11 protein-coding genes are annotated in these 17,523 nt (G+C 63.2%); 6 read left to right on the top strand and 5 right to left on the bottom strand.

From position 1 onward, the window contains the following. Positions 1 to 38: 38 nt before the first annotated feature. A complete protein-coding gene (locus CVM73_RS04735; RefSeq protein ID WP_100230857.1) occupies positions 39 to 779 on the bottom strand; it encodes a hypothetical protein in 741 nt (246 codons plus the stop codon). 290 nt (positions 780 to 1,069) lie between these two features. Here CVM73_RS04735 and CVM73_RS04730 point away from each other — a divergent pair, with 290 nt between their 5' ends. Both CVM73_RS04730 and CVM73_RS04725 read left to right on the top strand, forming a co-directional pair. Continuing rightward, a complete protein-coding gene (locus tag CVM73_RS04730) occupies positions 1,070 to 2,113 on the top strand; it encodes an ABC transporter substrate-binding protein (protein WP_100231115.1) in 1,044 nt (347 codons plus the stop codon). Further along, entirely contained in the window at positions 2,110 to 4,803 is a 2,694-nt protein-coding gene (locus tag CVM73_RS04725) for a hybrid sensor histidine kinase/response regulator (RefSeq protein WP_100230856.1), read from the top strand. The genes CVM73_RS04730 and CVM73_RS04725 overlap by 4 nt, the downstream gene beginning before the upstream one ends. Positions 4,804 to 5,410: 607 nt before the next feature. Here CVM73_RS04725 and CVM73_RS04720 read toward each other — a convergent pair. Beyond that, positions 5,411 to 5,887, bottom strand: a complete 477-nt coding sequence (locus CVM73_RS04720) for a hypothetical protein (RefSeq protein ID WP_100230855.1) — start codon at positions 5,885 to 5,887, stop codon at positions 5,411 to 5,413. Positions 5,888 to 6,215: 328 nt separating this feature from the next. Further along, entirely contained in the window at positions 6,216 to 7,139 is a 924-nt protein-coding gene (locus tag CVM73_RS04715) for a LysR family transcriptional regulator (protein ID WP_100230854.1), read from the bottom strand. A 129-nt stretch (positions 7,140 to 7,268) separates the two neighbouring features. Between CVM73_RS04715 and CVM73_RS04710 the strand changes: the two genes are divergently transcribed. Together CVM73_RS04710 and CVM73_RS04705 are read left to right on the top strand one after the other, a co-directional pair. Then, the gene (locus CVM73_RS04710) at positions 7,269 to 8,207 is read left to right on the top strand and encodes a ring-cleaving dioxygenase (RefSeq protein ID WP_100230853.1); all 939 of its coding nucleotides are present in this window, start codon (positions 7,269 to 7,271) and stop codon (positions 8,205 to 8,207) included. Beyond that, complete coding sequence (locus CVM73_RS04705; protein WP_100230852.1) at positions 8,204 to 8,830, top strand: alpha/beta hydrolase; 627 nt, start codon at positions 8,204 to 8,206, stop codon at positions 8,828 to 8,830. The genes CVM73_RS04710 and CVM73_RS04705 overlap by 4 nt, the downstream gene beginning before the upstream one ends. Before the next feature lie 48 nt (positions 8,831 to 8,878). On the opposite strand, the gene CVM73_RS04700 is transcribed toward CVM73_RS04705, so the two are convergent. Then, on the bottom strand, positions 8,879 to 12,535 hold the full coding sequence (locus CVM73_RS04700) for a LuxR C-terminal-related transcriptional regulator (RefSeq protein ID WP_100230851.1): 3,657 nt from the start codon (positions 12,533 to 12,535) through the stop codon (positions 8,879 to 8,881). Positions 12,536 to 12,686: 151 nt separating this feature from the next. Between CVM73_RS04700 and CVM73_RS04695 the strand changes: the two genes are divergently transcribed. After that, positions 12,687 to 13,013 (top strand): nuclear transport factor 2 family protein, encoded by a 327-nt coding sequence (locus tag CVM73_RS04695; RefSeq protein ID WP_100230850.1) that lies wholly within the window; start codon positions 12,687 to 12,689, stop codon positions 13,011 to 13,013. Between the two features lie 390 nt (positions 13,014 to 13,403). Next, positions 13,404 to 16,148 (top strand): TIR domain-containing protein, encoded by a 2,745-nt coding sequence (locus tag CVM73_RS04690; protein WP_100230849.1) that lies wholly within the window; start codon positions 13,404 to 13,406, stop codon positions 16,146 to 16,148. Positions 16,149 to 16,274: 126 nt separating this feature from the next. On the opposite strand, the gene CVM73_RS04685 is transcribed toward CVM73_RS04690, so the two are convergent. After that, a complete protein-coding gene (locus CVM73_RS04685) occupies positions 16,275 to 17,285 on the bottom strand; it encodes a hypothetical protein (RefSeq protein WP_100230848.1) in 1,011 nt (336 codons plus the stop codon). Positions 17,286 to 17,523: the final 238 nt, after the last annotated feature.

Raw genomic sequence — 17,523 nt, 5'->3', positions numbered from 1 at the left:
TCCACAACCGGGTGGGAGAATGTCGTGCGATCCGGGCATCAGAACTGGCCGGGCGGCAGCTTGAAGATGTCGGGGCTCTTGGCGTCGGCGACGTAGAACAGCAGCAGGCTGGTGGGCGTCAGCACACGCTGGTTGTTCTCCTTGTTCTCGAATGTGCCCTGCAGCAGCAGGATCACCGAGCGATCCCTCGCGTCGCTGCCGCGGAACATGACGATGCCGCCGGCGACGGGCATGTTGACCGCGATGGAGTCGGGCTTGAAGCCTTCGCCCATGAAATGGGCGCGCAGGATGTTGGCGTTGGAGAACAGCTTCTCCGGCGTCATCGCAGTGTCGGTCCCCTTCGACCAGACCGCGCCGACCTGGATCAGCGACTTCGACTTGTAGCCGAACACGTAGGAGAGCTCGGCGGCGCCGCCGTTCGGCAGCAGCTCCGGCACCGAGAGGAGAATGCTGTGCGTCAGCTCCGACGCATTGTCCTGCGCCTTGATGGCATCGGGCTTGGCGTTGAAATCCTTGGCCATCGCCGCGCGCACGTCGGCCTCGTTCATGCCGAACTTGGCGGAGCGGAAGCCATCGATCGTCTTGATCTTGTCGTCGGCGGCTGGTGTCTCGGCTGCAGCCGCCGATGTCGCACCGGCAGCAACCGGCGTCCCGGCGGCACTGGCCTTGGGCGCCGGCGCAGCCTTCTGCTTCGGCACGGCGCCCTGGGCCGCGAGCGGCCCGACTGCAAGGGAGGTGAGCAGGCCGACGAGGGCCGGGACGAGATAGATTCTGCGCATCGAAAACCTTCGAAACAAACTTGAAACAACGCTTCAAAAATCAGCAGTACCGAAATCGGCTTCCCCGAACCGTCAGCTCAGCCGGACGGCAATTGTTGCGACGCCGCAAGGCGTTACAAAGCGTCGCGGAGAAGACAACGCTCGAGACAGCGACTCCCTGGCCGCAAAGGCATACGGTATCGGGCTGCCAAACGCTGCGAATGAACATTCACAAGCGTATTTTTTCATCAATTGTGGTCATCGGCCTTTCGCGTTATGCAGCGGCTCGGGGAAGTCTTGCGAAGCAATTCATGATCGAGCGGCGCGCTCCTGCCCACACTGTGCCGGCGGTTGCCCGCCGCGATGTCCTTCGCCTTGCAGGTGCATCGGCCGCGGGCTGGATCGCGCTCGGCGCAACGCCGGATCGCATGCGGATCGTCGCTTCGCTGACCGCGTTGCCGCTCGACGACGAGCTGACCAGACGGAGCATGACAGACAGCCCGACCTCCCGCCTGGGCGGCCTCATCGTCGGCTTGCGGCAACGCGGCTGGGTCGAAGGCGTCAACTTCCGCCTCGAGCTCCGTTCGACCTTCGGCGCACCGGACAGACTGACGACGGCCGTTCAGGAATTGCTCGATCTCAAGCCGGACGTGATCCTGACCGGATCGACCGTCGAGACCGCGGCTGTCCTCGCCGCTACCAAGACCGTTCCGGTCGTGTTTGCGACCGCGAACGATCCGGTCGGCAATGGCTTCGTCGAAAGCCTCGCGCATCCCGGCGGCAACGTGACCGGCTTCACCAACAGCACCGCCGAGATGGGCGGCAAATGGCTTCAGCTGATCCGCGAGGCGGTGCCTGATGTCGCGCGTGTCGGCGTCCTGTTCAACCCGGCGACCACTCCCCGCGGCGGACGCTTCTTCCTCGAATCGATCGAGCAGGAGGCCGCAGCGTGCGGCGTGTCCGCGGTCCCCGCGCCCGTCAACGTGCCGACGGAGATCGACGAAGCCATCAGGCGCTTCTCCGAACCGCCCAAGGCGGCGATGCTTGCGCTGGTCGACAGCTTTCTGGTGGTCAACCGGCAGGCGGTCGTCGCGGCAGCCGCCAAATACCGCGTGCCGACGATCTATCCGTTCCATTACTTCATGGATGTCGGCGGGCTGATGAGCTACGGGCCGACGCTCGAGGTGCGCTCGGCCGATTATGTCGATCTCATCCTGCGTGGCACCAAAGCTGGCGATCTGCCGGTGCAATCGCCGCGCAAATACGAGCTGCTGATCAACCGCACGGTCGCGCGCACGCTCGGCTTGACGATCCCGTTCACGCTGCTCGCGCGCGCCGACGAGATCCGCGAGTGAACGAGCCGGCCGACCAGGAACCTTTGCGGACGCCTCCCGGCCGGCTGTTCCGAAAATATCTCTACGCGATCGTCGCTCTCGTCTTCGCCGCCCTTGCGATCAGCACCGGCTTCGACGTCTGGTTCTCCTATCGCGAGCAGAAACAGCTGCTGGCGGCAACCCAGCGCGAGCAGGCCGCCTCCGCAGCCATCCAGATCGGCCAGTTCATCGGCCAGATCGAGAACCAGATCAGATGGCTCGCGCGGCTGCCGCCGGAGCTGTCGAGCAACGAGGACGAGCGGCTGAACGCCATCCGCCTCCTGCGCCTCTCGCCTGCGATCGCGGAGATCGCCCGGCTCGACGCGCAGGGCCGCGAGCAGGTGCGCGTGTCGCGCCGGGTCGCCGACAAGGTCGGCAGCAACGCCGACCTCTCCACCTCGCCCGCCTTCCGCGGCGCCAATGACAGCCGGGCCTATTACGGACCCGTCTACTTCTTCGGCGACACCGAGCCGTTCATGACGCTCGCCACGCGCGGCACCGGCCGCGCTCCCGATGTGATCGTCGCCGAGGTCAATCTGCGCTTCATCTGGGACCTGGTCGCCGGGATCAGGGTCGGCAACACCGGCAAGGCCTATGTGGTCAACCGCATGGGCGTGCTGATCGCCCATCCCGACCTGTGGCGGGCGTTACAGCGCAGCGATCTCTCCGGCCATGCCGATGTCCGCGCCGCGCTCGACGGCGTCGGGCCGCCTTCGGGTGGCCTCGTCAAGGAGGATCTGTCCGGCCAGCGCGTGCTGTCGACCTATGCGACGGTGCCTTCGCTCGGCTGGCTGGTGTTCGTCGAGTTGCCGCTCACCGAAGCCTACGCGCCGATCTATGCCTCGATCGGCCGCTCGACGTTTCTCCTCGTCATCCTGCTGGTCGGTGCGGTTCTGGTGTCGCTCGTTCTCAGCCGGCGCATGACCGTGCCGATCCAAGTGCTGACGCAAGGAGCCAAGCGGATCGGCAGCGGCGATCTCGGCCAGCGGCTCGCGATCAAGACCGGTGACGAGCTGGAGGCGCTCGGCGACCAGTTCAACCGCATGGCGGCGCATCTTCGCGAGTCCTATGCCACGCTCGAGCGCAAGGTGGTCGAGCGCACCTCGGAGCTCGAGAAGGCGCGCGACCAGGCGCTTGCCGAGCACGACGCCGCCGAGCGCGCGCGCAGCGCGGCGGTCGCGGCCAACGAGACCAAGTCGCGCTTTCTCGCCGTCGTCAGCCACGAGCTGCGCACGCCACTGAACGGCGTCATGGGCGTGCTGCAATTATTGGACGACGGCAGCCTCAGCGAGGCCCAGCGCCGCCATCTCGCCACCGCGGCGGCGTCGGGGGAAACGCTGATTGCGCTGGTCGATGCCGTGCTGGAATATGCGCGCCTCGAGGCCAGCACCGAAATGCTGGAGACGCGCGACTTCCGTCTCGACCAGCTCATCGAAGCGGCTGCCGACCTGATGCGCCCGCAGGCTCTGGACAAGGGCTTGACCTTCGGCCTCGCCGGCGATGCGACGGTCAACACCGCCGCGCATGGCGATCCCGTCCGGCTCAATCGCATCCTGCTCAATCTGATCGGCAACGCGATCAAGTTCACCCCGAACGGCGGGAGCGGCGTGAACGCGGCGGCCGAGCGGCGCGACGATCACGTCCTGCTGCGCATCACCGTTCGCGACACCGGCATCGGCATCGCGCCCGACCTGCACGAGCGGATCTTCGAGGATTTCGTCCAGGCCGACGACAGCATCGCGCGGCGCTTTGGCGGCACCGGCCTCGGCCTTGCGATCGCACGCCGCCTCACCCGCCTGATGCACGGCGAGCTGGCGGTTGAGAGCACTCCGGGCGCAGGCAGCACCTTCACGCTCGAAGTGCCGCTTGGCCTTGCCGGAAACGGCATCGCGCAAGGCGCGCTTGCGCCGCCGTCGCGACAGCTGCGTGTGCTGCTGGTCGACGACGATCCCGTCAATTGCGAAGTCGGCGAAGCGATCCTGAAGAGGCTCGGCCACCGCGCCACGGTCGCCAGGAACGGCACATCGGCCGTCGAGCTCGCCCGCGACCAGGCGTTCGACGTCATCCTGATGGATCTGCACATGCCCGACATGGACGGCGTGGAGGCGGCGTCGCGGATCGCCAAGCTCGGTCTGCCGAAGATGCCGCGCATCATCGCCGTGACCGCGGACGTGTCGCGCAGCGCCCGAGAACGGCTCGCAGGCGCCGGCATTGCCAAGGTCGTCAGCAAGCCGATCCTGATCAACGCGCTGCGCGAAGCGATCGAGGACGATCCCGCGCAGGAGACGACCGCAACACAGCTTGCGGCCGGCGCATTGATCGACCGCCACTTTCTCGAAGACCAGCGGGAGCTGCTCGGCGCCGCGCAGATCGACAAGCTCCACCATCTGCTGGACGAGACCGGCGAGAAGCTGATCGAGGACATCACCAAGGCTGCGGCGACTGGCGATCACGCGCGGCTGGCGCGATCCGCGCATCAGCTCGGCAGCGCGGCGAGTGCGCTCGGTCTCGTCCGCCTGTTCGAACGCTGCCGCGAGATCGAGCTGGCGGCGGCCGCGATGCCCCTGCTGGAATGCCCGAGTGCCGCCCGCGAACTCGCAGCGCTGCGGGTAGCGTCGATGAGCGCGCTCGACAATCTGCTCCGCCCCTCCGGGCAGCGCTCGCTCGACTAAATTCGCAGCGCAGCGTCTGACCCTACCTCAGTATGGTCATGTCATACCCCCGCACAATGGCGACGACCAGGTGCTCTTGCTATCTACGAGCGCAGAGTGAAACGCAACGGAACCGGCCCCGCGAGCCGGCAGTTGCAGGACAAGTCCGGCGGCGTAACGCCCGCCGGCCTTTCCCCTGAACGAGCGGCACGATGCCGCTTCAAGACCTGGTGTCGACCGCCACATTTGGCTGCTGAGAGTACGCCATGAGAAGCTTCGCCGATCTCCTCGTGCGGTTTTGGCAAGGGAACCCGCCCGCATCCGAAACTCAGGTTGCGACTGTCGCCGAACACGGAGATCGATCCAGCATGGCTGATTTTGTCCGCATCCTGCAGGCCTACGATCAAGACCAGTGGGGCGACCGCGTCCGTCCGTGAACGGTCGCCGCAGCTAATCAGCGCTCAGTCCGGGCTGCGGACCGTCTCCAGTCAGCTGGTCAACAGGATCAATCTTCCGACTCCAATCGTTCTTCAGCGGGTCGCCCGGCCGGCAATGTGCCGCCAGCCGGGCCAACACCCACACGAGGGATCAATCTCCTTCGTGCCGGAAACCTGTGACCATTGCGCGGTCATGAGCCGGGCGTTTTAACGACGAGCTTTATATTCAGCAGGTTGACGCCTTTGAACGGGTTCGGCGCGCTTTCGATTGTTCCCGTACCCGTGGCGTTCGCATAAGCACCTGTGCCCGATAGGATCGTGTATTGGCCCGTTGATTTGCCATCTTTGGCCGAACCAGCGTAGCGCGCCGTGATCGAGCCCTCCTCGAACGTGTAAGTGCTATAGCCGAAGAAGGGGCCAGATCCTTTAAGCAGGTCCGAAGTATTCACGAACTCTTTCACTCCGATACGGCCATCGCTGAAGACGGCGACCCCAAAGAATTTACCAGACACAACCGTCTGTCCTTCGACGTTTGCGGCCTCGATGACCTTGAGGTCGATCGGCTTCGTGATCAGCTTGAACTCGAGCACCCGCTCGCCGGCTCCGGCGGCTGACGCCGCGACGGCCAGGGTTAGGCCGGAAAGGAAAAGGGTGAGAGACTTCCGCATAGGCTCCTCCTGCGCTTGTTGAAATCAAGTCGAGAAGTGCCGGCGAGCTACACATCGTGCCGCCGCTTTTCGCTGCGGCATGGAAGAGAGCCCTCGGCGACGCCCCGGCAGCGGCTGAAGCTCTCTGGTTCTAAGGCGCGAAGCCGGGACGCAAGTATGAGTCCCGAGCGATCGGAAGAAAGTTCAGGTTTCCGTTGCGGTATAATAGTGTCCAGCCATCTGCCGATCTGATCGAGCTGACCAAAACCTGTTTCGAAGGCGCTCTTCCGCATCTGGCCCAAGGTCGACCTGTCTCGCGATCTCCGACAAGATCGCTGACCTCTTTCCTCTAGCGGGTCGTCGCCCTGCGCCCGCCGGCTTCGTCCACATCGCGGCCAAACCGCTCGACCAGAAAATCGATGAACAGCCGCACCTTCACCGACAGATGCCGCGTCGGCGGATAGACCGCATAGAGCGCGAGCGGCGGCGCAAAATAGCTATCCAGCACCGTGCGCAGCTCGCCTTTCCGCAAGGCATCGGCGGCGATGAACTCCGGCAGCAACGCCAGCCCCCTGCCCTTGATCGCGACGTCGCGCAGCACCTCGGCATTGTTGACGCAGAGCGACCAGGCCGGCTGGATCCAATGGTCGCCATCCGCGCCGGTGAGCTTCCACTGATTGCCCGTCAGCAGGAAGCCGTAGGTCAGCGCGGCATGCTCGCGCAGATCCTGCGGATGTTTTGGCGTGCCGTGGCGCGCCAGATAATCCGGCGAGGCGCAGATCATGCGCGCCACCGGCATGATTTTTCGCGCGATCAGGCTGGAGGATTCCAGCTCCGCGATCCGCAACGTCACGTCAAAACCGTCCTGGACCGGATCGAGCAGATCGTCGCTGAGCACGATCTGGAGCTGAAGCTCACTATAACGCGCCATGAAATCGGCCAGCACCGGCCCGAGCCGCATCGTGCCGAACGACATCGGCGCGTTGACGCGAAGCAGCCCGCGCGGCGCCGATTGGGCCTGCGTCACAGCCTGGTCGGCGGCCTCGATCTCCGAGAGGATCACGACCGCGCGCTCGAAATAGCGCTGGCCGTTCTCGGTCGGGCTGGCGTGCCGGGTGGTGCGGTTCAGGAGCTGGACGCCGAGGCTCTCCTCGAGGTCGGCGATGTACTTGCTGATCGCCGAGCGCGACAGCCGCAGCTGCCGGCCTGCCTCGGCAAAGCTGCCGCTTTCGACCACCTTCACGAAGGCCCGAAGGCTGCTGAGCTTATCCAACGGCCGGGCCCCGCCAATTGTTTCCAAATCGTAGACATAGCCGTCATATTTGCATGGATTGTCTCCAATCCAAAGCGGAACGATATTTCCGGCCAGAGCAAGACCGCTCCCCGAATCTGGAGGACGACGATGTCTGGACTGCACCATGTCACCGCGATTGCCGGCGACCCCATCCGCAATTTCGGCTTCTACACCCGGGATCTCGGCCTGCGCTTCGTCAAGAAGACCGTCAATTTCGATGATCCCGGCACCTATCACTTCTATTACGGCGACGAGACCGGCCGCCCCGGCACCATCCTGACTTTCTTCCCCTGGGCCGGCGTCGCGGCCGGGCGCCGCGGCGTCGGCGAGACCCATCAGACCGCCTTCCGCGTGCCGCAACGCTCGCTCGGTTACTGGACGCAGCGCTTCACCGAGAAGGGCATCGCTTACGAGGCGCTGGAGAAGCGCTTTGGCGAGTCCGTGCTGCCGTTCACCGATCCCGACGGTATGGCACTCGCCTTGATCGGCATTCCCGGTGCCGAGAACGAGCCGGGCTGGAGCAATGGCGACGTGCCGGCCGAGCATGCGATCCGCGGCTTCCACGGCGTGACCCTGCTGCTCGACAGCGCGGCGAAGACGGCTGCCATTCTCACCGATGTGTTCGGCTTCGAGGAGACGGGACGCGAGGGTTCGGTGATCCGCTTCAAGGCCGCGGGCGATGTCGAAGGCAGCGTCGTCGACATCTACGAGGCCAAGGGTTTCCTGCGGGGACATCAGGGCGGCGGCTCGGTGCATCACATCGCCTTCCGTGCGGCTGACGATGCCGAGCAGGGCAAGATGGCGCAAAAGCTCGTGAGCAATCACGGCCTGCACCCGACCGAGCAGCGCGACCGCAACTACTTCCGCTCGATCTACTTCCGCGAGCCCGGCGGCGTGCTGTTCGAGATCGCAACCGATATCCCCGGCTTCGCGGTCGACGAGCCCGTTGCGACGCTGGGACGCGACCTGAAGCTACCGAGCTTCCTCGAGCCGCATCGCAAGCAGATCGAGGGGGTCTTGCCGAGCCTGGAAGAGACCGTGTCATGACCGAAACCGCATTCATCCATCGCTTCGAGCCCGCGACCAGCGCGGGCTCCCCTCCTCTGCTTCTGCTGCACGGCACCGGCGGCGACGAGAACGACCTGCTCGGACTCGGCAAGTTGATCTCGCCGGGATCCGCCCTGCTCGCGCCGCGCGGCCGCGTGCTCGAGCACGGCATGCCGCGCTTCTTCCGCCGCCTCGCCGAGGGCGTGTTCGACGAGGACGACGTACGCCGCCGCGCGCGCGAGCTCGGTGACTTCGTCGCGGAGGCGCGGCAGCGCTACGGCCTCGCCGCGCCGATCGCGGTCGGTTTCTCCAACGGCGCCAACATCGCGGCGGCGCTGTTGCTGCAGAGGCCGGAGGCGTTGTCCGGTGCGATCCTGCTGCGCGCCATGGTGCCGCTGTCGGATCCACCGAACGCCGATATTGCAGGCAAGCCCGTTCTGCTCCTCTCAGGTCAGGGCGACCCGATCGTGCCGGCAAGCAATTCGGCACGGCTAGCGGCTCTGCTCTCGCAAGCAGGAGCGAGCGTGACCCACAGGGTCCTGCCGGCAGGCCACCAATTGTCGCAAGCCGACGTGACGCTGGCCCGCGACTGGATCGGCAACGTCGACGCCAAGGCCGCATGATCAGACAGCGGCGCATCGTTGTCGAACGGTGCGCCGCGATGCAACGATTCAAATCAGCAAGTCATGAGACGCAGGTACAATGCCGTGATGCGGAGCATTATTGCCGTGGTTGGCCGCGTGGTCGTCCAGTGCATGAGGGACCATTTTGACGATCATCTCGAGGTCCTCTTCGTGACCCAGCGGAATGTGCGGATCGAGAGGATCACTAAGTTCTTTGAGATCGACGACCGTCACGAGCGCGGACGGAGCTGTCTCGGTATCGAAGCGGAACACCGGTTCTTGATCGGCACCGCCGATCTCGGATGGAGCTTTGGTCGGATGTGCGGCTTCTGATGCTGTTGCAGCAGATTGCGCAGCCCGCTGCGGGTTTCCGCCTCCAGCGTCACCGCCGGCTGCAACGCTCGGTTCGACAATCTCGCCTCCTTCCGGCGTGTTTGCGGAAGTTGAGTGCCCGGAGTCGCCGTGTTCCGCGACGGCCGGTTCTGCCGTACTCTCCGGCGCCCCCGCCCCGTCCGAAGCCGCGGCGTGATGCGCGGCGCCATTGCCGACGCCGTTGCCTGGGACGACGTCAGCTTCAGTTATCTCCGTGGCTACCGCCTTTGCAGATCCAGGCTCCCAAGCGTGCTCCGAGTTTCCGCGGCCAGCGCTATCAGTCGTTGCGACGCTCTCGGCTGCTTCCGGTGAGTTTGCAGGGGTTGAGTGTAAACCGTGCTGCGAGTTACCGTGCTCCACAACGGTCGCTTCTGCCGTCTTCTCTGCCGCTGACGCCCTCGCCCCGTCCGAAGCCGGCGCGTGATGCTCGGCGCCATTGCCGATGCCGTTGCCCGGTATGAAGTCGGCTTCAGTCACCTCCGTAGCTGTCACCTTTGCAGACCCTAGCTCCAAAGCGTGCTGCGAGTTACTGCGGCCGGCGCCGTCGGCGATTGCGACGCTCGGGTCGACGATCTCGGCTGCTGCCGGTGCGTTTGCAGAGCTTGGGTGGAGATCGTGGCCCGAGCTGCCATGTTCGACGCCGTCGCCTGGTTCTGCCTTCTTCGCTGCCCCTCGCGAACCGTCCGAAGCCGAGGAGTGATGCTCGTTGTCATTGCCGACGCCGTTGTCCGGTGTGGACCTCGCTTCGGCCATCTCTATGGCCGCCGCCTTCGCAGAGCTCGGCTCCGCAGCGTGCTGCGAGTTGCCGCGGTCCGCGCTGTCGGCCGTTGCGACGCTAGGTTCGACGATCTCGGCTGCTGCCGGTGCGTTTGCAGCGGTTGAGTGTGAATCGTGCTCCGATTTACCGTGTTCCGCGCCGCCTGGTTCTGCCTTCTTCGCCGACCCCGGCGTAGCCTTCGAAGCCGGAGCGTGATGCTCGGCGTCATTGCCGACGTCGTTGCCCGGTTTGGAGCCGGCGTTAGCCGAGTCCGTGGCTGCTGGCTTTGCAGGCTCTGGCTCCGAGGCGGGCTGCGAGTTGCCGCGGTCCGCGCTATCGGCCGCTGCCACGCTCGGTCCGACCATCTCGTACGGCCCAGTCGACAACATGCCGGTGTCCGTCTTGATCGGCTCACTCTTGAAGGTGAGGTTTGCAAATGTCGCAGCCGTCGCGCCATGAGCAGGCTCGATTGATGATGCGCGGACCGACACGCGAGAGGCACCATCGCTCTCTTCCGTTGCATCCGCCGAATCGCTCGCGAAGGTTCCGAACCTCGTCGATGCCCCTGAGCCGGCCCGAGTCTGCCCGAATTGAAAGCTCAAGCCGTCGTCGGCCAGTCTGGTCCAGCCTCCCTCCGTCCCGATCGTGTTCTCGCTCGCCCCGACATGGACATTGTCCGCACTCAGAACAGTCTCATCGGTTGCGGCCACCGATATCAGCGCTCCTTCCAGCTCTTCCAAGGTGATCGCGACAGCCGCGCCTTCTGGCGGGCCGACGAAATCCGACTCCGCAATGGATACGATCCCCTGCAGATGGATTTCCACGAGGCCGCGATCCCCGATATCGAGACTACGATCGGTCGGATTCACATAGACGATCGTTTCATTGCTTGCGGAGTTGTAGATCCAGGCAAGTGTATGTGGCGGTATGGACTTGCTTGCTGCGGTCATGTGCAGCCACGCAAGCGCTCCGAAAGCCGCAAGATTGATCCTGCTCGATCCGGATCCGAAATCAAAGGCCGCGCTGGAAGAGGTAGAACTGGAATCGATCGGGGAGCGATGAACAACGTTTTCAACGTTGCCGCCCATCAGTTGATCGCGGCTGTATCCGCCAATGCCGGCATCGTGACCAAAGTCCAACAAGCCAATAGGCTTTTGGAGGTCGCCACCCACGGCGTCGCTCACAGCGCCATGGCTGACTTGGCCCTGAGCATCAGCAACGCCGTCGTTTGCGGTGATCACAAACGCGGAAGGCGGCTGGTACCCGTGCGAAGGGAAAGCCGGGGCTGAGTTGTCTCCATGATGAGCGCCAGCATCGGTGATCGCGGCCACTTTTGTGGGCGCATTCTCTCCGGTGACGGCCACGAAGCTGTCGATCGACCCTTTACCCGAGTCATGCGACTGTACGCCGAGATGCGGTTCGTGCAGTGCATAGATCAACGCACCGGCGAGAGTGGCGAAGGTGCCATACCCTCCCTGAAGCGACATCGGATTGGAAGCAAGCCGCGGGAATAGATGCTCCAGGGTCGGGTCACCTCCAATCTGTGTGTCGTTCATTCCTCGCAGCAAAGGCGTAGCAGGATTGGGCGTGCTCGACCCAACGGAACCGTGGTCTTTCCACGGTCTCGAGCCTGCAGATTGCTCGGCCGCGTGCAGCGCCTCCATTGCCGCCGCCGGGCTCGTGATTTGGCTCGGCTTGGCAAAAAGGTCTCTCTGGGTGAGCGGAGGCGTCTCGGCGGTTTCCCAGACGACGAGGTGCCGGAGAATGGCTTTTTTCCAAGGCTCAAATTCGGCGTGCTCTCCCGCGTGGCCAATGCTGTCGTCATTCGGAAGCAAGTCGTTCGCTTCCGACGCCTTGAGTTCGTCCGCAATGGCGATCGCCAGAAACGCCAGCGCGAGCGTGCCGAAGCCGGAGGGGCGCTGCAGCAACGCGAGGGTAGCGAGCACAGTTCTGTTGGTGATCTCAAGCTTCTGAAAAATATTGTACAGGTGTACTTTGACTGTCCCTGGGGACAGGTTCAGCTGGCGCGCGATCTCCTTGTTCGACATTCCTTCTGATACTAGTCGGACAATTTGACGTTCCCGATGCGTCAATAGTCTCAGCATCTTTTCAATTTTGCCGCCGCCGTCAGTGTCCGTGCCGGTTGACGGGAGATCGAACTGCTCGGGCGACATACTGCACTTCGTCGTCAGTCGCAGTGATCGCAGCATGATGTCGGGAGGGGCGGACTTCGAAATTGCGCTGCAGGCGCCGGCAGCAATCGCTGCGGTTAGATCGTAGTTGGATTCGGAGTCGGTAAAGAACACCAGGCGCGTGGGGAGATTCTCGGCTTTCGCAATCGCGAGGATCTCGGTTACCGTCAGATCTGGCAGCGTGTCAGCAAGAAGCGCGACGTCGGGTGTCAAATTCCGGATTGCCTCGAGGCAGTTCGTCCCATCGCTGGACGATGCGACAACGTCGAAGTCATCCTGTGCCCCGAGTACCGATTTCAGCCCCTGTAGCACGATCGGCTGTCGATCTCCGATCACGAGCCGGATGCGCGCGGATATCCCCTGCTTGGCAGTCACATCTAACATGGACTCTGCCTCGGCCCGGCAACTATGTGCTTCGGCATATGGCCGGGGCCGGGTGAGGGTATTAAAAAACAATTAATCGATTGGATAAAGAGGCTTAGCGGGATTAACCCTACCTAAAATAGTAAATTTTGACGGCTTATAGGTGAGAAATATGTCATTTGACCCGATGGCCGTTGCGATTGACTGGCTGGATGCCTACCGCGCGGGCGATATCGAGGCGATCTTGGAAATGTATGCCGAAGATGCCGTGGTGCACTGCGGCTGCAGCGGCGTCAAAACCATTACCGGCCGCGAGGCACTTCGTGCCTATTGGTTCGATCGTCTCCGAGACTATCCGGCAGGCCAGTTGGACGATCTCAATCCCTCGCACGACGGGATCATTATCACGTACAGCACCAGTACTGGTGTCATGACTGCGCATTTTGCGTTTGACGGCGCCGGGAGGATCAAAGATCTGAACTGCGGTCCCTCACACTAGACCGGCGGCGAAATCCAGGCCCGCGGTGGCTCACATGCTCGCCTTGCGGTGCAGGGCTGCCAACGTCCGCAATGGGTCCTGAGCTGCCGATCGCAGCCGCTTTTCGCAACGTCCTCTCCACACTCCTGACGCGCGACGTCTCGGGCTTGTTGGTACCGTGAAAGCTCCACCCTATAAGCAGGGGCGTTTCGGGCCGCAACTTTGAATGGTTGCGATTGACAGCAATAGTTGTTTTATCTCAAGATTACTATCTGCTGACCTCGAGGGCGATCATGACGAGCACGCTCTTACGCACACCATCTTGCTGTATCTTTGACCGGTGCGAGCAAGCTCTCGCCGCCACGATCAAAGCGGGCGTGTGAAGACCCCCGGTGCGAAATAGGAGCCTCGATGAGCTCGCCAGCGCCGGTCGAATCGTCCTTCGCCCATGACATGTTCATCAGCTACTCGCGGAAGGATCTGCAATTTGCGCAGCTGCTCGAGCGCGCGTTGGCAGCTTACGCGCCACCGAAGGGTCTGGGCGTGCCCGCTCGCCGACTGCGGGTCTTTCGCGATCAAAGTGACCTGACCGGCGTCGAATATCATCAATCGATCGCGCGTCACCTGCGCGATTCGCGCAAACTCATCCTGCTCTGCTCACCGCACGCGCGCGCGAGCGCGTTCGTCAACGACGAGGTCAAACAGTTCGCCGCGGCGCGCGGCGCGGAGAACATCATTCCGCTTCTCATCGGTGGGCTTCCCAACAACGAGGCCTCGCCTGATCAGGAGGCACTGAAAGCCTTCCCAGACGCGCTCTGCGAAGCGATGCAAATGCCGCTGGCCGGCGACTATCGCAATTTCGACGCGCGCAGGGACAAGCCCGACAAGGGCACGTTCCATGGCTCCTGGTACACGCTGCTCGCAAACCTGCTTGAACTGAGCCGCAGCGAAATCGAACAACGGGACCGCAAGCGCGCGACAAGGCGGCGGGCCGTCGCGATCGGGACCGTCTCCGGCGTCATCGCGCTGCTGTCGATTGCTTTCGTCGTCACACTTTTCTCACAACGTGAAGCCGTGAGACAGCGTGACCAGGCCGAGCACAGACGTATCGTCGCGCTGGTCAAGCTGGCGGCAGGCCACGCAATCGAGCAGGCGGAGCGCGGCACCGCAAAATGGGGCAAGCTGCTCGCCCGACAGGCATTCCTCTTCAACGAGCGCGTCAACGGCGAAGCGCTCGCGGAAGTGGACGCGGCTCTCCGCATCAACACCAAGACCCCGGCAACGACGACGGTGGAGATGCGCGCCGACAGGCCAACCCACGTTACCGCAGTGAACCGGCAGGGAACGCTTCTCGCATCGGGCACAGATGACGTGATCAACCTCTGGAGTCTTACGGAGGCAGATGCGCCCCCGCGCCTTCTGAAGGGTCACATGACCAATGTCGTCGCTCTCGCGTTCAGTCCGGACGGCACAACACTGGCCTCCGGGAGTTGGGACCATACCGTGCGAGTCTGGAACCTGTCGCAAGGCGAGCCCACGTCGCGGGTGCTCCGCAGCCATATCCAATACGTTCGTGCCGTTGCCTTCAGCCCTGACGGAAAGTCCCTGGCCTCGGGCGGCGACGATGCCACGGTGCGCATCTGGAATCTGTCTGACGCCGCCGCGGAACCGCAGCTCATGCGTGCCCCGAGCGGATCGATACTTTCGCTGGCTTTCAGCCCGGACGGGAAGACAGTCGCAGCCGGAACGTCGACCGGCAGAGTTCTGCTTTGGGATCGCACCGCGCCGATCGACGCAGCGCCGAAAATGCTCGTAGGTCCCGAGAATGTGGTCAAGTCGTCGCTTGCGTTCACGCGCGACGGTCAAGAGCTCGCTGCGGGCATCGGTCGAACCGTCGCGATCTGGCGGCTGAGCGGCCAAGTCATGGAGCCCAGAACCGTCGCCCACGCCGAGCCAGCGTCGGGCGTAGCGTTCAGCCCGGACGGAAGCATGCTCGCCATCGGCACAGTCACCCCGGACGTTCAACTGCGCCAGCTCGCCAATCTCGATGCGCCGCCGATCGTTCTTACGCGGGCCGCCACCACGGAGTCCATCGCATACAGCGACGATGGCTCGCGTCTCGTCGCGACCGGCACCGCCGGCGAGAGCGGCGACCATCGCGTCAGCCTACAGACATGGCGCGTTCCGACGGGCTTGCTGGCCGACGACATATGCAAGGATGTTCCCGACAATCTACCCGCGCGGGCGTGGGAGCAATTCGTCGGCGCAGACATTCCATACGAACGCACGTGCCCCCGGCACTCGGTGCACCCCGACTATTATCTCATGGTGGAACAGCTCGCGCGTGCCGGCAAAATCGATCGCGCCAGTGTTTTGTACCGGCGGGCGGACGAACTAACCTATCCCGGCGAGAAACCGCGCGATCGTCGGGCGGAACTGAATCGCTTCGCTGCGGATGGTCTCGTCTACCGCGGCACGGCGGCGGCAGAGGACGGCGATATCGACGGCGGAGTAGCCTTGCTTCGCAAAGCGATCGTGCTCGATCCATCGCGGAAACTCGATGCTGATGCCCTCGCGAGAAAAGCCAGTGCTGCGCATTTTCGTCGTGAAGGCGAACGACGAGCCTTGGAAGGCGATTTCGAAGCAGCGCTGCCGCTCTACACAAAAGCCAAAGAGCTTGACGCGACTCTCGACTTCGATCCGCGACAGGTCGCGCAGCGCGCGGCGGGTGGCCTCATCAATAGAGGGATGACCCTGTCCTATCGCGGTGACATCAAGCAGGCTCTCGCGACGCTGGAGCGCGCATTGGAGCTCGATCCGAAGCGAGAGATGACGAGCGAGCAGTGGAACCAGCTTTGCTGGAACGGCAGCGTATGGGGGCACGCAGCCGATGTGTTGTTCGCTTGCGGGCGTGCCGTCGAGATGACCGAAGGTTTCAATCGTATGGGTAGCGTCGATAGCCGCGGTCTCGCGCGGGCGGCGGTTGGCAACCTCCGGGGGGCGCTGGCAGATTTTCGCGATTTTCTCGATCTTTCGTCGCTAGCAGATGGGATCGACGACGTCATCGCGCAAAGAAAATCGTGGATTGCGCAGCTGGAGCGCGGCGAGAACCCCGTGACACCTGAAGTGCTCGCGGAGCTCCAGCGCAAGCTATAGAGCCGCCCTTCAGGGCAACGGACGAAGAGGTTGCATCATCGGCAGCCTCTTCGCAGGACAGCGATTTCGTCGTGGACAAGCAGCAGCTGTATCCTTGAGGAAGGCCTACGGGCTGCCAACCGCTGGTCAGTGTGGGGTCTCGACGAACACTCTAAGCTCGCCGTGACGCCCTGCTTCGTCCGTTCGCAAGCTAAGAAGAGTCTGCGTGCCTCCAATCAATCCCGAGTAGTACTCGATCTGCTCGTTCGGCTTTCGCGGCAGGTTCCGATAGCGGGCGTCCGCGTGGACAAGCGCAAAGCTGCGGATCAATCGCTCCATCGGCACAGCCGCACGAAGGTCGAAGTGAAGCGCGCATGATTTGAATCCGTTCAAGCGTATCAGTTCGAGAGCGTACGGCCCCATCTCGTCAAATGGGTCCCACAAGCTCCATTCGTTGTGATATGGCTGCGTCTGCAGTGCTGACTGTGACTTCCAGCCCAAGTCGTGCACTGCATATTCCCCGATGCTTTCGATGTCGGGGAAGCGCGCCAGACACGCGGTGACGAAGAGCCGGTAGCTGCGTTCCTGAGTAGCAAAGGATCTCGGGACGGTGGTGTTGGACGGACGTAGAGGCCCGAAAGCTGTCAGGAAAATGTGCGGCTTGTCTTGATCGTTCTTACGTCCATCGAAATAGCCATAAAGAACTTTTTCATCGATGAAGGTATAGGCTGTTGAGCCCGGACCCGCCCCCGGTTGCAACTGCTGCGCGTTGGGATGACGCTTCATCTCCTCCAGAAAGAATGCCTCTACTTGTTTCCTGCTGTCGCGCTGTTCGCTAAAATACACTGAGCAGTGCAGATGTCCCGGACTGTTGATGTAAGCCTGCAGCAACACCGTCGCATCACCTGACCTAGCGACTTCCCATGTGAGCTGTTTCCCTCCGGCGCGCTCCGGCCCTTGCCCCTGGACGATCTTCAGGTCCTTGTCTGCCGCCCACTGGTAAATCGTTTCCGAGCGCACGTCCGGCCTCAGGCAGGTATCGCGGAAGGCTTCGATTCCACGCGCGGTGATGTCGTCCTGTGCCAACGTGATCGTTCCGGCGCACAGGAGGCCGACGAACAAGACGAGCAGGGAATTTCTGACGATAGGTTGCATCATTCCATTAGGTGTATCAGAAGGCGTGGCGCGCGTCTCGAACCGGCCCGGTCGATGCCTCGAAAGTTGAAAATCTCCCTAACGGGCCAATAACCTTCAAGGTGGGAAAGGACGGGTTGGCTGGCCCGCGTCGGCTCACAAGGCGACCTCCCGCGGGCAGGACCGTGTGTCCGCTTTAGCCGTGAAAGCAGACATCCGATTTGCCAGTGTATGCCATCCGCACAGACAAGCATGCGAGCTG

The organism is Bradyrhizobium forestalis, from assembly GCF_002795245.1.
GTDB lineage: Bacteria > Pseudomonadota > Alphaproteobacteria > Rhizobiales > Xanthobacteraceae > Bradyrhizobium > Bradyrhizobium forestalis.
Note: the sequence above shows the minus strand (reverse complement) of the source record. Positions and strands in the feature narration are given on the sequence as shown.

What these genes read in the sequence shown, in the direction of transcription:
- CVM73_RS04705 (WP_100230852.1), top strand. Translation starts at nt 8,204, where the DNA reads ATGACCGAAACCGCATTCATCCATCGCTTCGAGCCCGCGACCAGCGCG.
- CVM73_RS04695 (WP_100230850.1), top strand. Translation starts at nt 12,687, where the DNA reads ATGTCATTTGACCCGATGGCCGTTGCGATTGACTGGCTGGATGCCTAC.
- CVM73_RS04685 (WP_100230848.1), bottom strand. Translation starts at nt 17,285, where the DNA reads ATGATGCAACCTATCGTCAGAAATTCCCTGCTCGTCTTGTTCGTCGGC.
- CVM73_RS04720 (WP_100230855.1), bottom strand. Translation starts at nt 5,887, where the DNA reads ATGCGGAAGTCTCTCACCCTTTTCCTTTCCGGCCTAACCCTGGCCGTC.
- CVM73_RS04710 (WP_100230853.1), top strand. Translation starts at nt 7,269, where the DNA reads ATGTCTGGACTGCACCATGTCACCGCGATTGCCGGCGACCCCATCCGC.
- CVM73_RS04690 (WP_100230849.1), top strand. Translation starts at nt 13,404, where the DNA reads ATGAGCTCGCCAGCGCCGGTCGAATCGTCCTTCGCCCATGACATGTTC.
- CVM73_RS04700 (WP_100230851.1), bottom strand. Translation starts at nt 12,535, where the DNA reads ATGTTAGATGTGACTGCCAAGCAGGGGATATCCGCGCGCATCCGGCTC.
- CVM73_RS04735 (WP_100230857.1), bottom strand. Translation starts at nt 779, where the DNA reads ATGCGCAGAATCTATCTCGTCCCGGCCCTCGTCGGCCTGCTCACCTCC.
- CVM73_RS04730 (WP_100231115.1), top strand. Translation starts at nt 1,070, where the DNA reads ATGATCGAGCGGCGCGCTCCTGCCCACACTGTGCCGGCGGTTGCCCGC.